14 protein-coding genes are annotated in these 13,022 nt (G+C 68.5%); 11 read left to right on the plus strand and 3 right to left on the minus strand.

Annotated elements, in window-relative coordinates:
- Window positions 1–9: 9 nt before the first annotated feature.
- The 3 genes from ACFXJ8_RS17300 to ACFXJ8_RS17310 form a co-directional block, all read right to left on the minus strand.
- Window positions 10–987, minus strand: coding sequence for an ABC transporter substrate-binding protein (locus ACFXJ8_RS17300; protein ID WP_379644887.1), 978 nt, complete (start codon window positions 985–987; stop codon window positions 10–12).
- A 209-nt stretch (window positions 988–1,196) separates the two neighbouring features.
- On the minus strand, window positions 1,197–1,988 hold the full coding sequence (locus ACFXJ8_RS17305) for an ABC transporter permease (RefSeq protein WP_379644888.1): 792 nt from the start codon (window positions 1,986–1,988) through the stop codon (window positions 1,197–1,199).
- The gene (locus ACFXJ8_RS17310) at window positions 1,985–2,770 is read right to left on the minus strand and encodes an ABC transporter permease (protein ID WP_379644889.1); all 786 of its coding nucleotides are present in this window, start codon (window positions 2,768–2,770) and stop codon (window positions 1,985–1,987) included. Before ACFXJ8_RS17310 ends, ACFXJ8_RS17305 begins: the two co-directional genes overlap by 4 nt.
- Before the next feature lie 467 nt (window positions 2,771–3,237).
- Here ACFXJ8_RS17310 and ACFXJ8_RS17315 point away from each other — a divergent pair, with 467 nt between their 5' ends.
- The 11 genes from ACFXJ8_RS17315 to lepB all read left to right on the plus strand — a co-directional run bounded on the left by ACFXJ8_RS17315 (window position 3,238) and on the right by lepB (window position 13,019).
- Window positions 3,238–6,192 carry a nitrate- and nitrite sensing domain-containing protein gene (locus ACFXJ8_RS17315; RefSeq protein ID WP_379644890.1) on the plus strand — a complete coding sequence of 985 codons (2,955 nt, stop codon included), beginning with the start codon at window positions 3,238–3,240 and terminating at the stop codon, window positions 6,190–6,192.
- Window positions 6,189–6,611 carry a roadblock/LC7 domain-containing protein gene (locus ACFXJ8_RS17320; protein ID WP_379644891.1) on the plus strand — a complete coding sequence of 141 codons (423 nt, stop codon included), beginning with the start codon at window positions 6,189–6,191 and terminating at the stop codon, window positions 6,609–6,611. The genes ACFXJ8_RS17315 and ACFXJ8_RS17320 overlap by 4 nt, the downstream gene beginning before the upstream one ends.
- Window positions 6,612–6,615: 4 nt before the next feature.
- The gene (locus ACFXJ8_RS17325; protein ID WP_379644892.1) at window positions 6,616–7,011 is read left to right on the plus strand and encodes a DUF742 domain-containing protein; all 396 of its coding nucleotides are present in this window, start codon (window positions 6,616–6,618) and stop codon (window positions 7,009–7,011) included.
- A gap of 69 nt (window positions 7,012–7,080) precedes the next feature.
- Window positions 7,081–7,665 carry an ATP/GTP-binding protein gene (locus ACFXJ8_RS17330; protein WP_379644893.1) on the plus strand — a complete coding sequence of 195 codons (585 nt, stop codon included), beginning with the start codon at window positions 7,081–7,083 and terminating at the stop codon, window positions 7,663–7,665.
- A 55-nt stretch (window positions 7,666–7,720) separates the two neighbouring features.
- Window positions 7,721–9,274, plus strand: a complete 1,554-nt coding sequence (gene ffh / locus ACFXJ8_RS17335) for a signal recognition particle protein (RefSeq protein ID WP_379644894.1) — start codon at window positions 7,721–7,723, stop codon at window positions 9,272–9,274.
- Window positions 9,275–9,550: 276 nt separating this feature from the next.
- Window positions 9,551–10,000 carry a 30S ribosomal protein S16 gene (gene rpsP, locus ACFXJ8_RS17340; protein ID WP_379644895.1) on the plus strand — a complete coding sequence of 150 codons (450 nt, stop codon included), beginning with the start codon at window positions 9,551–9,553 and terminating at the stop codon, window positions 9,998–10,000.
- 1 nt (window position 10,001) lies between these two features.
- On the plus strand, window positions 10,002–10,247 hold the full coding sequence (locus ACFXJ8_RS17345) for an RNA-binding protein (RefSeq protein WP_192780433.1): 246 nt from the start codon (window positions 10,002–10,004) through the stop codon (window positions 10,245–10,247).
- Window positions 10,248–10,327: 80 nt separating this feature from the next.
- Entirely contained in the window at window positions 10,328–10,831 is a 504-nt protein-coding gene (rimM, locus tag ACFXJ8_RS17350; RefSeq protein WP_379644968.1) for a ribosome maturation factor RimM, read from the plus strand.
- Window positions 10,828–11,601 (plus strand): tRNA (guanosine(37)-N1)-methyltransferase TrmD, encoded by a 774-nt coding sequence (gene trmD, locus ACFXJ8_RS17355; protein ID WP_379644896.1) that lies wholly within the window; start codon window positions 10,828–10,830, stop codon window positions 11,599–11,601. Before rimM ends, trmD begins: the two co-directional genes overlap by 4 nt.
- Before the next feature lie 126 nt (window positions 11,602–11,727).
- Window positions 11,728–12,093 carry a 50S ribosomal protein L19 gene (rplS, locus tag ACFXJ8_RS17360; protein WP_379644897.1) on the plus strand — a complete coding sequence of 122 codons (366 nt, stop codon included), beginning with the start codon at window positions 11,728–11,730 and terminating at the stop codon, window positions 12,091–12,093.
- A gap of 209 nt (window positions 12,094–12,302) precedes the next feature.
- Window positions 12,303–13,019, plus strand: coding sequence for a signal peptidase I (gene lepB / locus ACFXJ8_RS17365; RefSeq protein ID WP_379644898.1), 717 nt, complete (start codon window positions 12,303–12,305; stop codon window positions 13,017–13,019).
- Window positions 13,020–13,022 lie beyond the last annotated feature (3 nt).

A 13,022-nucleotide genomic window follows, 5' to 3' on the forward strand; every position in this document is an offset into this window, starting at 1 on the left:
GCTCGCGCCCTACTTGTAGATCATCGTGTTGACGTCGAACTTCGACTTCAGGTAGCTGAACTCCAGCATCAGGTCGGCGACCCGCTGCAGCCGCGTGGGGTTCACGGAGGTGGAGTAGCCGCCCAACTGCATGAGGTCGGCCGTGGCCGCGTCGATCTTGGTGTACTTGCCCAGCGCGGCGTCGACCTCCTCCGAGTTGCTGATGGCCAGCTCGATGGCCTTGGTGAGCGCGCGCTGGAAGGCGGCGACCGTCTTGGGGTTGGCCTTGCCGAACTCCTCGGTCACAAGGTAGCCGGCGATGGGGAAGTCCGCGGTCGGGCCCTGCATCAGGTCGGCCAGCGTCTTGGCGCCCATCTTCGAGGAGGCGACCTCGTGGAACGGCTCCGGCAGCCAGGCCACGTCGACCTGGCCCGCGTCCAGCGCGCCGACCATCTGCGGGAACGGCGTCTCGACGAACTCCACGTCCTCGGGCTTGAGCCCGTGGACCTTCAGCAAGGCGCTCATGGTGAGGGTCGCCACGTTCTGCTTGGTGTTGACGCCGATCTTCTTGCCCTTGACGTCCGCCACCGTGGCGATCGGGGAGTCCTTCTTCGTCATGAGCATGAAGTTGTTCGGCTTGGCGACGTAGGCCTCGCCGACCACCTTCAGCTTGGCGACCCCCGAGGAGGTCGCCAGGATCGCCGAGACGTAGTTGCTGTGCAGGACGTCGTACTTGCCGCTGGCCAGGTCGGACATGGCGGCGGCGCCACCCTGGATCGGCTCGAACTTGAGGTCGAGGCCCTCGGCCTTGAAGAAGCCCTTGTCGATGCCGATCTGGATCGGCGCGACCTCGGGCAACGGCAGCATGCCGACGGTGATGCTGGTCTTTTCGAGCCCGCCCTTGTTGGGGCTCGCCGTTTCCGACCCCCCGCCGCAGCCGGCGGCGACCATGGTCGTTGCGGCGATTAACAGGGCACTGATGCGCATGCGACGGCGGAGACCGGACATGAACACTCCTGAAAGAAGACGTGCGGAACGCACATCCATAGATGTGATCTTGAGGGCAGGAGTTTAGCGCACGTCGCGAAATCTCCCTATATCTGGGCAATAGTTGAAGATGACACAATAATCCGATAAAGGAACGCTCCAAACCCTCAATCGGACATTAAGCGGGCGAACCCCCTAAACAGGATTCGCCCGGGATGAAACGGAAATGGCTAGGCGGTGCGCTGTGAGAAGCGGTGCCAGGCCAGCGCCCGGCGCTCGACCAGCATGAACAGCCAGTTGAGTGTGAAGCCGAGGATGCCGAGCAGGGCGATCGAGGCCCACACGCCGGGGATGTCGAAGGCTCGCTGCGAGTCGCGCAACTGGTAGCCGATGCCGTCCGTGCTGCCGATGAGCTCGCTGATCACCATGAGGATCAGCGCGAGCGACAGGCTGAGCCGCAGGCCGGCGAAGATCTTCGGCATCGCGGCGGGCAGGATGATCCGCCGCACCCGCGCAGCCCGTGACATGGCGAAGACCTTGGCCGTCTCGAGCTGGAGCGGATCGACGTAGCGGGCGCCGTCGCAGGCGTTGAACAGCACCGGCCAGACGATGCCGAACGCGATCGTGATGATCTGCATGCGCGGCCCCGTGGAGAACAGGGCGAGGAACAGCGGCAGCAGCGCAGGCGGCGGCAGCGCCCTGCCGAACTGGATGATCGGGTCGACGAAGCGGAAGAGCACGGGCGACCTGCCGAGCGCCAGCCCCAGCGCGATGCCCACCACGGCGGCCACGACCCAGCCGAGCAGCAGCCTGCCGAGGCTGCTCGGGATGTGCTCCAGCGCGTCGTCGTTGAGCCACAGCGTGCTCGCCGTACCGGTGAACCACAGCTCGCGCATCTTGACGACGATGGTGGACGGCGACGGGAAGTAGGCATGGCCCATGGCCCGCGTGGCGACCTCCCAGACGATCACGATCAGCGGCGGCAGCAGCCAGGGGAGCAGCCTTTTCAGGTTCCTGTTCACGCGGCCGCTCCCGTCTTCGCCGTGTGCCAGTGGAACAGCCGCCGCTCGGCGCCGACGAACGCGCTGTTGGTGAGCAGCCCCAGCACTCCGGCCCACAGCGTCGCCGCCACGGTGAGCGCCACGCCGTCGGGGCTGCTCTCGGCCAGGATGATGAAGGTGCCGATGCCGTCCGAGCCGCCGCCGAGGAACTCGGTGCTGATCGCCAGGATGAGCGCGATCGCGGCGGCGAGCCTGACGCCGGTGGCGATGAAGGGCGCCGTGCTCGGCAGCGAGACCCTGAGAAGCACCGCGAGCCTGCTGAAGCCGAAGCTGCGCAGCGTCTCCTTGGCGACGGGGTCCACCTCCTTCAGGCCGTACATCGTGTTGATGAGGATCGGCCAGGTGGAGGCGTAGACGATCATGGCGATCTTCATGTCGAGCCGCTCGGTGAAGATGAAGGCGGCCAGCGGGATGAGCGCGACCGAGGGGATCGGGCGCAGGAACTCGATCACCGGCCTGATCGCCCGCTCCACGGTCGGGACGCTGCCCAGCAGCAGCCCCACCGGTACGGCCAGCGCCGTCGTCGCCAGCAGCCCGATGGCCCACGCGGTGAACGTGTTGAGGACGTCGGCCAGGAAGTCGGGATCGGCGATCAGCTCGGCGGCCATGACCAGCACCGTCGAGGCCAGGGGGAACTGGTTCGGGTTGATCAGGCCCGTCCTGCCGGCGAGCTCGGCGGCGCAGAGCAGCGCCAGAACGCCTAACACGCCGCAGACGACTCGATTCTCGGTCAAAGCGCGCATATTTCCTCAATTAGCCCGAACCGCATGAAGTCTCCAAGCTGTGTGAGGCCACACCGGGACGACGGTCGCAGGCGAGTCGGTACGGCAGGTCGGAAGGCGCGGCCCAGGGGGTGCCGAATCACGGGTCAGCGTAGCGGAGGTGATCGAACGAAACACACTTGGGAAGAATGCGAGCTTTGTCCGGATATATGCACTGATCATCCGGTTTGGCGACACGCAATGGACGGCCGAAAATATGTCCGCATTGCGGTTATTTAGTGTGTTGTGGGAATCTTGCGACGCGTGCGGCATTGGCCGTTCTAATGTGGTTGTGCTCAAATAAGCACTCGCCCCATGGATGTCTTGGCGTCGCACGCCAAACAAATGCATGACGTGATCCGCACGCATCAGACCATCCGAGGAGAGGTTGCGGACGTCAAGTGAGGACTGCATCATCACGCAGCGACCGGGAGTCCGGTGGAGACGCTGTGTTTCCTTCCGGCAGCTCCAAGGAGCAGCCCGCCCCCAGCGAGGCTGGGGCGGTCGCCGCTCCTCCTAAGAGGACCGCGGGAGGCAGCTTCAAGCTGCGCAACTGGCGAGTCAGGTCAAAGCTGCTGGCGCTCATCGTCATCCCCACCACCGCGGCACTCCTCCTCGGTGGCTTCAGGATCACCAGCTCCATCGCCAGCGCGGCCGAGTACCAGCGCGTCAACGAGACCGCCGAACTCGCCGGCAAGCTGGCGGGCCTGTCGCACGAGCTGGAGCTCGAACGCGACCTCATCGCCCTCTACGTGGCGGCCGGCCGCCCGAGCAACGGCGACACCCGGCTGAAGAAGCAGTTCGCGGCCGTCGACTCGGCCGCCACCGGGGTCAAGGCCTCCCTCGACGCGGTGGCCAGCTCCGACACGCTCGAACGCGCCGAGGTCGTCCGGGCCGCCAACCGGCTCAAGAACCTGCCCAGCGCCCGCCAGGCGGCCGTCGAGTCGCAGATCGACGTCAGGACCGTCATCGCCCAGTACCACGGGATCGTCACCGACCTCCTGGCGCTCAACGACAACATCAACCAGGGCGCCGTCGACCCCGAACTCGCGCACAGCACCGCCGGCTTCGGCGCGCTGTCCAGGGCCAAGGAACAGGCCTCCCGCGAACGCGCGCTCATCGTGGCCGGCCTCATGGCACGCCGGTTCACCGGCGCCGAGCTCAACGACATCAACGCCGCGCGCGCCCAGCTCGACAGCGAGATCGCCACCTTCAGGTCCGAGGCGTCGCTGCCCCAGCGCGTGAAGTACGACGACACCGTCAGCGGCCAGAAGAAGGACCGCGCCGAGTTCATCAGGGCCAGGGCGCTGGTGCTCGCCGGTCAGAACCTGCCGATCGCGGGGCGCGACCTCGGCGGCATCCGCGACGGCGGACAGTGGTTCGACGCGGCCACCGACACCATCGACCGCATGCGCGAAGTCGAGGCCGACCTCGCCGAGTCGATCATCCTGCGCAGCCGTGACCTCAAGGAAGCCGAGCAGCGCGGCGCGCTGATCTTCGGTGGCGTCATCGTGCTCCTACTGGTGATCGTCCTCGCGGTCACCATCGTGATGGCGGGCTCGCTGGTCAGGCCGCTGCGCAGGCTGCGCGGCGAGGCCCTGCACATCGCCGGCCGCCGGCTGCCCGACACCGTGCGCACGCTGCGCGAGTCGGGCGACGAGGCGAGCGCGCAGATCGAGCCCATCAGCGTCTCCTCCCACGACGAGATCGGTGAAGTGGCCCGGGCCTTCGACGAGGTCCACCGCGAGGCCGTACGGCTGGCCGGTGAGGAGTCCAAGCTCCGCGCCAACGTCAACGCCATGTTCGTCAACCTCTCCCGCCGCAGCCAGACGCTCGTCGAGCGGCAGATCACCCTCATCGACGGCCTGGAGCAGGGCGAGCAGGACGAGCAGCGGCTGGCGAACCTGTTCAAGCTCGACCACCTGGCCACCCGCATGCGCCGCAACTCGGAGAACCTCCTGGTGCTGGCGGGGCAGGACCCGCCGCGCCGGTGGAGCCAGCCGGTGCAGCTGGTCGACGTGGCCCGCGCCTCGCTGTCGGAGGTCGAGAACTACGACAGGGTGAACCTTCAGGTGCCCGGCGGCGCGGCCGTCGCGGGCCAGGCCGTCAACGACATCATCCACCTGCTGGCCGAGCTGGTCGAGAACGCGCTGGCGTTCTCCCCTCGCGAGACCCACGTGGTGGTCTCGGGCAACAGGATCGACGGCGGCGGCATGATGGTGTCGGTCACCGACTCCGGCATCGGCATGACGCAGGAGGAGCTGGCCCACGCCAACGCCCGCCTGGCCGACGCGCCCACCGTGGACGTCTCGGTGTCGCGCCGCATGGGCCTGTTCGTGGTCGCGAGGCTGGCGCACCGCCACGGCGTCAGGGTGCAGCTGCGCCCGCACGGCGGCGGCGGTCTGACCGCCATGGTGCTGCTGCCCGAGGCGCTGCTGGGCGGGCCCACGCCCGCGATGGCCGGATCGGGCGCGATGGCCGGTGCGGGAAGCATGGGCGTGGAGATGCCCGCGGGCTGGGCGGCCGACATCCAGCGGCCCGCCGCCTTCACCGCCGACACCGGGCCCGCGTGGGCCTCTGAGCCTGGCACGGGCATGGGCGGCCCCGGCGGCTGGAACTCCGAACCGGAGCCCATGCCGAGCTGGGGCGGCGCCGACACCGGCGGCGGCGCGGGTTCGTGGCCCTCCTCGGCGCAGTGGCCCTCCACCGACGGCGCCGCGTCGCAGTGGCCCTCGACCGACGCGGGCAAGGCGCAGTGGCCCTCCGCCGATGCGGGCAAGGCGCAGTGGCCGTCCGACACCGGCGCGTGGGCCTCGGGCCCGCGCATGGCGGGCGGCACCTTCGACAGCGGCGAGGCCGATGTCTGGGCCCCCAGCAAGGGGGCGTGGCCCGAGGCCGCACCGTCCGACCAGCCATCCACCCAGTCCTCAACATGGTCCTTCCAGGACGGGCCGCCCGCCGCTTCAGGCACCGGCCGCTACGACTTCCCCGAGGTCGAGTCGAACCCGACAGGGCCCATCCCCGCCGTGAAGGGCGGCAAGAGCGACGAGTTCCTGCCGATCTTCGCCTCGGTCGAGTCGGCCTGGTTCGACAAGGGCGAGGAGTGGGGAACGGCCAAGGCCGACGCGGGCTGGTCGGCGGCCGAAGCCGTACGTGAGCCCGTCAGGGACGGGGCCACCGCCGCGGGGCTGCCCAAGCGGGTGCCCAAGGCCAACCTCATCCCAGGCTCCGCCGATACCTCGGCGCCCAAGGGAGTGGCGCCCATGCCGGCGATCTCGCCGGAGCGGGTGCGCAACAGGTTCTCGAGCTTCCAGCAGGGGTTCAGAGCCGCACGTGACGACATCAGCGAGGGCCGCTACACGGGCGGCCCGCAGACCGTTGACAGCAGGGAGGAGGACGAGTGAGCGACCTGAGCCACGCGGCACGCGGAGTCGACTGGTTGATCACCGACTTCGTCAGTGGTGTTCCGGGAGTCGCCCACGCGGTGGTGGTCTCTTCGGACGGACTTCCGCTGGCGGCCTCTTCGGGATTTCCGGCCGACCGGGCCGACCAGCTGGCCGCCATCGCATCGGGCCTCATCAGCCTGACGCAGGGAGCGGCCAGGGTCTTCGAGGGGGGACCGGTCACCCAGACGATCGTCGAGATGCAGCGCGGGCTGATGCTGATCATGGCGATCAGCGACGGCTCGTGCATGGCGGTGCTCGCCGCGCCCGACTGTGACATGGGGCTGGTGGCCTACCAAATGACGCTGATGGTGGAGCGGGCGGGTCAGGTGCTCACGCCTGCCGTACGCGCCGAGCTCCGCGCGACCCAGACCAGGTGATGTAGTGACGGACCCCAGATGGAACCCCGGCGGCGGCTGGCAGCCCCCGCAGCCCGCCCATGCCGAGCCCGCGTCGCCGGTCCGTCCCTACGCCGTGACGGGCGGACGTACGGCGCCGCGGGTGAAGTTCGCGATGGAGGCGCTGGTCTCCTCCGCCACGGTGGAGCCGCGTGACCTGTCTTACATGCCGGAGTACGCGGCCATCAGCCAGCTCTGCCGCAGCGTCAGGTCGGTGGCGGAGATCTCGGCGCTGCTGCGGATCCCGCTCGGCGTGGTCAGGGTGCTGATCGCGGACATGGCGACGGAGGGATTGGTACGGGTGCACCAGCCGCAGCTCGACGCTGGAAAGCCCGACGTCAACTTGCTCGAAAGGGTGCTCAGTGGACTTCGTAGGCTCTAGCCACGGGAAACATGCGAGATTGGCCGCCATCGCCTGTGCCGGCGGTCACGAACCTCACATGGCGCTCTGATGGGCACGTTTCCTGTTGAACGCGGGCTGACCTCGACGAAGATCGTCGTGGCCGGCGGCTTCGGCGTGGGGAAGACGACGTTCGTGGGTGCGGTGTCGGAGATCCTGCCGCTCACCACTGAGGCGGTCATGACCAACGCCTCGGCGGGCGTCGACGACGTCTCGCTCACCCCGAACAAGACCACCACGACCGTGGCCATGGACTTCGGCAGGGTGTCGCTGGACAGGGACCTCATCCTTTACCTGTTCGGCACACCCGGCCAGCACCGGTTCTGGTTCATGTGGGACGACCTGGTGCGCGGCGCCATCGGCGCGGTCGTGCTCGTCGACACCCGCAGGCTCGCCGACTCCTTCCCCGCGATCGACTACTTCGAGGAGGCCAAGCTGCCCTTCGTCGTCGGCCTGAACGGCTGGGACGGGCAGCAGGTCCACTCGGAGGACGAGGTGCGCGACGCGCTCACGTTGTCGCAGCACGTGCCGATCGTCAGGCTGGACGCACGCGCCCGCGACTCGGTGAAGAGCGCGTTGATCACCCTGGTCGAGCACGCGTTGACCATCCGCATGGCCGTCCCCGGTCTCCAATAGCGGTTAGGCTGAGTCGCAAGACCACGCACATTCGCTTCGAGGACTGGCCAACCACGTGTTCGAGACGCTTTCCGACCGGCTGACATCGGTCTTCTCCTCCCTCCGATCCAAGGGTCGGCTGTCCGACGCCGACATCGACACCACGGCGCGCGAGATTCGCATCGCGCTGCTCGAGGCCGACGTCGCGCTGCCTGTGGTCAAGGCGTTCGTCGCCCAGGTCAAGGAGCGGGCTCGCGGCTCCGAGGTCTCCCAGGCGCTCAACCCCGCCCAGCAGGTCGTCAAGATCGTCAACGACGAGCTGATCGCGATCCTGGGCGGGGAGACCCGCAGGCTCCGCTACGCCAAGACGCCGCCGACGGTCATCATGCTGGCCGGTCTGCAGGGCGCGGGCAAGACGACCCTGGCGGGCAAGCTGGCCACATGGCTGCGCGACCAGGGCCACGCGCCCATGCTGGTCGCCGCCGACCTGCAGCGGCCCAACGCGGTCACCCAGCTGCAGGTCGTGGGCGAGCGGGCGCAGGTCGCCGTCTACGCCCCCGAGCCGGGCAACGGCGCGGGCGACCCCGTCGCCGTGGCCAGGCAGTCCATCGACGTCGCCAGGCAGCGCCAGCACGACATCGTCATCATCGACACCGCGGGCCGCCTGGGCATCGACCAGGACATGATGAAGCAGGCCGCCGACATCCGCGACGCGGTCTCGCCCGACGAGGTCCTGTTCGTCGTCGACGCCATGATCGGCCAGGACGCGGTCACGACCGCGCAGGCCTTCATGGAGGGCGTCGGCTTCGACGGCGTCGTGCTCACCAAGCTCGACGGCGACGCCAGAGGCGGCGCCGCCCTGTCGGTGCGCCACATCACCGGCAGACCCATCATGTTCGCCTCGACGGGTGAGAAGCTCGAGGACTTCGACGCCTTCCACCCCGACCGGATGGCCTCCCGCATCCTCGACATGGGTGACATCCTCACCCTGATCGAGCAGGCGCAGAAGACCTTCGACGAGGAGCAGGCCGCCAAGATGGCGGGCAAGCTCACCTCGGGCGAGAGCTTCACCCTCGAAGACTTCCTCGAGCAGATGCAGATGGTCCAGAAGATGGGCCCCATCAAGAACCTGCTCGGCATGATGCCCGGCATGGGGCAGATGCGCGACCAGATCAACTCCATCGACGACCGCGACCTCGACCGCATCGCCGCCATCATCCGCTCGATGACGCCGGGCGAGCGGCAGGACCCGAAGATCATCAACGGCTCGCGCAGGGCGCGCATCGCGGGCGGCGCCGGCGTGTCGGTGACGGCGGTGAACGGCCTGGTCACCCGCTTCTTCGAGGCGCAGAAGATGATGAAGCGGATGGCGGGCGGCATGGGCATCCCCGGCATGCCTGGCGGCAGGGGCAAGGCGGCCAAGGCGGCGCAGAAGAAGGCCAAGAAGGGGCGGCGCGTCAGCGGCGACCCGCGCAAGGCGGCGCTGGGCAAGGCCGACGCCGCCGAGGAGACCCCCTCGATGGGCGGCGCGCTCGGCAACCTCGGCGGCCTGGGCGGCAAGCTGCCCAAGGGCATGGAGCTGCCGCCGGGCTTCGACCCCTCCAAGCTGAAACTGCCGGGGCAGCAATGATGTCCGGCAAGCGAGCACAAGTGATCATCGCGGTCCTCGTGCTCGCCATCTTCGCCCTCACCGCGTTGCAGCAGTTGGGCGTCAGTTTCCGCTGAACACCGTGTCGGGTCCGGTCACCGTTCTGGATCTGGCAGAATGGCATGTTGGAACACCGTGACCAGGTGGGTGCCCTCTCACCTCCCGCCGGCCACGCCTGTCCCTCGAGCCGACTCTCCGCCGTGCCCCACTCGGCGAGGAAACGCTCACCCACGCTCTAATGCAGGAGAGACCACAACCGTGGCAGTCAAGATCAAGCTCAAGCGGCTCGGCATGATCCGCAACCCGCAGTACCGCATCGTCGTCGCCGACAGCCGCACCAAGCGTGACGGCCGGGCGATCGAGGAGATCGGCCTGTACCACCCGAAGGAGAACCCTTCGTTCATCAAGATCGACGCCGAGCGCGCCGCTTACTGGCTGGGTGTCGGCGCGCAGCCGACCGAGCCGGTTCTCAAGCTGCTCAAGCTCACCGGCGACTGGCAGAAGTTCAAGGGCGAGGCCGCCCCTGAGCCGATGAAGGTCGCCGAGCCCAAGGCCGACCGCCACGCCATCTACGAGGCCGCGGCCAAGGAGGCGCTGTCCGGTGGCGCCACCGGCACCACCGCCACCACGCCGAAGAAGGCCAAGAAGAAGGAAGAGGCCGCGGAGCCCGCCGCTGAGGCTCCCGCTGAGACTCCGGCCGAGGCCTGACATGCTCGAGGAGGCCCTCGAGCACCTCGTGAAGGGCATCGTCGAGAATCCCGACGACGTCCGCGTCCGTGCCCGTCGCATTCGCAGCGGGCGCGTTCTCGAGGTCCGGGTGCACCCCGAGGACCTCGGCAAGGTCATCGGTCGCGGCGGCCGCACGGCCAAGGCGTTGCGCACTGTGATCAACGCCCTGTCCGACGGTAAGTACGTGCGGGTCGATCTGCTCGATCTGCACGAGGCCGTCCGCTAGACGAGGAGTGACGTGCCCCCACCGGCCTGTCCGGTGGGGGCCGTTTTCGTAGCAGCGTTTTCGTGAAAGGTAGGGCGAAGGTGCAGTTGGTCGTCGGCAGGATCGGCCGCCCCCACGGGGTGCGCGGCGAGGTGACCGTCGAGGTCCGCACCGACGAGCCGGGCCTGCGCTTCGCCCCCGGATCCACCCTGGCCACCGAGCCGGCCGCGCGCGGTCCGCTGTCGGTCGAGGGGCACCGCTGGCACAAGGGCATCCTGCTGGTGCGCTTCGAGGGCGTCACCTCCCGCGAGGCCGCCGAAGACCTGCGCGACACGATGCTGGTCATCGACTCCGCCGACGTGGCGCCCTCCGACGACCCCGACGAGTTCCACGATCACCAGCTCATCGGGCTGTCCGTCGTCACCGTGACGGGCGAGCCGGTCGGCGAGGTCACCGACGTGCTCCACCACGGCCAGGACCTCCTGGTCGTACGGCGCGACGGAGCCGACGACGCCCTCATCCCGTTCGTCAAGGCGCTCGTGCCCGAGGTCGACGTGTCAGGGGGCAGGATCGTCGTCGATCCGCCGGAGGGCCTGCTGTCATGAGGCTCGACATCGTCTCGATCTTCCCCGAGTACTTCACGCCGCTCGACGTCTCGCTCATCGGCAAGGCGCGCGAGCGCGGCACCCTCGACGTGCGGCTGCACCAACTGCGCGACTGGACGCACGACGTCCACAAGACCGTCGACGACACCCCCTACGGCGGCGGCCCCGGCATGGTCATGAAGCCGGAGGTCTGGGGCGAGGCGATCGACGCGATCATCGGCGACGGCGCGCCCCGCATGGTGGTGCCCACCCCGAGCGGCCGCCCCTTCACCCAGGAGCTGGCCCAGGAGCTCGCCCACGAGCCGTGGCTGCTGTTCTGCTGCGGCCGCTACGAGGGCATCGACTCCCGTGTCATGGCCGAGTACGGCACGCGCCTGCGCGTCGACGAGGTCAGCATCGGCGACTACGTCCTGGCCGGCGGCGAGGTGGCCGTCCTGGTCATGGTCGAGGCGATCGGCAGGCTGCTGCCCGGCGTGCTCGGCAACGCCCGCTCGGCCGTCGACGACTCCTTCGCCCCCGGCGCGATGAGCAACCTCCTCGAAGGGCCCGTCTATACCAAGCCTCCGGTCTGGAGAGGGCGGGAGGTGCCCGACGTGCTGCTGTCCGGACACCACGGCAAGGTGGCCAGGTGGCGCAGGGACGAGGCGCTGCGCCGTACGATGAGGAACCGGCCCGATCTGGTCGAGGCGCTCGACGCCTCGGCTCTCGACAAGCGAGACAGAGAGCTGCTGCTCTCGTTTCGCGCCGAGCCGGAAGATATGGCAGACTGAGTCGCTGGTGTGCCCGTCGTTGGCCACCTGATTCATCCAACCAGCAGGCGTGTCCCCCTCGTCGCAGCGTCCCGGCGCTGCCGGGTGGACCTCCGCATGCTCGCTCAACTTTGAGGAAACGCTCTCATGCACACGAAGATCCAGGAGCTCGAGAAGGCTACCCTGCGCAGCGACGTCCCGGCCTTCCGCCCCGGTGACACGCTCGAGGTGCACGTCCGAGTCGTCGAAGGCAACCGCTCCCGCGTCCAGGTTTTCAAGGGCTTCGTGCTCCGCCGCCAGGGCAGTGGCTCCCGCGAGACCTTCACGGTCCGCAAGGTCAGCTACGGTGTCGGCGTCGAGCGCACCTTCCCGGTCCACAGCCCGATCATCGAGAAGATCACGCTGGTCACCCGCGGTGACGTGCGTCGCGCCAAGCTCTACTACATGCGCGACCTGCGCGGCAAGGCCGCCCGCATCCGCGAGAAGCGCGAGGCCATGCCCGCCGGCAAGTAGGACTTTCCGCAACGGCCCCGTGACCACGCAGGTCACGGGGCCGTTCGGCTTTGCAGGGGCATTTCCTTTATGTGGAGCGACGCGGGTCGCGTGTACCGTCCCTCGGGCAGGGCCTTCATCTAGGCTCGTCAGCGATGAAAAGCGAGAGCCGGAACAACAAGGTGGATGCGGCTGCCCGGAGGAAAGGGTCGTTCTGGAAAGAACTCCCCGTGCTCGTGGTCATGGCCCTGGTGCTGGCTCTCGTCGTCAAGACCTTCGTGCTCCAGGCCTTCTACATCCCGTCGGAGTCGATGGAGAACACCCTCCTGACCAACGACAGGGTCCTGGTCAACAAGCTCGTCTACCACACCCGCGACATCGAGCGCGGTGACATCGTGGTCTTCTCCGGCGCCGACTCGTGGGACGGGGACCTCGCCCCCGAGCCGCCCCTCAACCCCGTCGCCGCCTTCTTCCACTGGGCCGGCACCGCCTTCGGCGTCGTGCCGGGCGAGAAGGACTACATCAAGAGAGTCATCGGCGTCGGCGGCGACACCATCACGTGCTGCGACGTCAAGGGGCGCGTCACGGTCAACGGCGTCGCGCTGGACGAATCGTCTTACCTCTATCCTGGAAACGTGCCCTCTCAGAGCTTCTTCACGGCCAAGGTGCCAGAGGGGCGGCTCTGGGTGATGGGCGACCACCGGCAGGTCTCGCTCGACTCCCGCGAGCACACCTCCCGCCCCGGTGGCGGCTCGATCCCTGTCGACCAGGTCATCGGCCGCGCCTTCGTCATCATCTGGCCCCTGTCGAGGGCCACGACCCTGTCCATCCCCGAGACGTTCGCGCAGCCCGCCAGTGCTCTCGCGGGGGCCGCTCCGGCCATCGCCGGATTCGCGGGCGCCCTGCCGCTGTTCTGGCTGCGCCGACGCTGGCTTGCGAGGCGGTAGCCG

Source organism: Nonomuraea sp. NPDC059194, assembly GCF_042754765.1.
GTDB lineage: Bacteria > Actinomycetota > Actinomycetes > Streptosporangiales > Streptosporangiaceae > Nonomuraea.

Excerpts from the sequence above, each read along its gene's own strand:
- ACFXJ8_RS17300 (WP_379644887.1), bottom strand. The coding sequence starts at position 987 with ATGTCCGGTCTCCGCCGTCGCATGCGCATCAGTGCCCTGTTAATCGCC.
- ACFXJ8_RS17310 (WP_379644889.1), bottom strand. The coding sequence starts at position 2,770 with ATGCGCGCTTTGACCGAGAATCGAGTCGTCTGCGGCGTGTTAGGCGTT.
- ACFXJ8_RS17330 (WP_379644893.1), top strand. The coding sequence starts at position 7,081 with ATGGGCACGTTTCCTGTTGAACGCGGGCTGACCTCGACGAAGATCGTC.
- ACFXJ8_RS17345 (WP_192780433.1), top strand. The coding sequence starts at position 10,002 with ATGCTCGAGGAGGCCCTCGAGCACCTCGTGAAGGGCATCGTCGAGAAT.
- trmD (WP_379644896.1), top strand. The coding sequence starts at position 10,828 with ATGAGGCTCGACATCGTCTCGATCTTCCCCGAGTACTTCACGCCGCTC.
- rplS (WP_379644897.1), top strand. The coding sequence starts at position 11,728 with ATGCACACGAAGATCCAGGAGCTCGAGAAGGCTACCCTGCGCAGCGAC.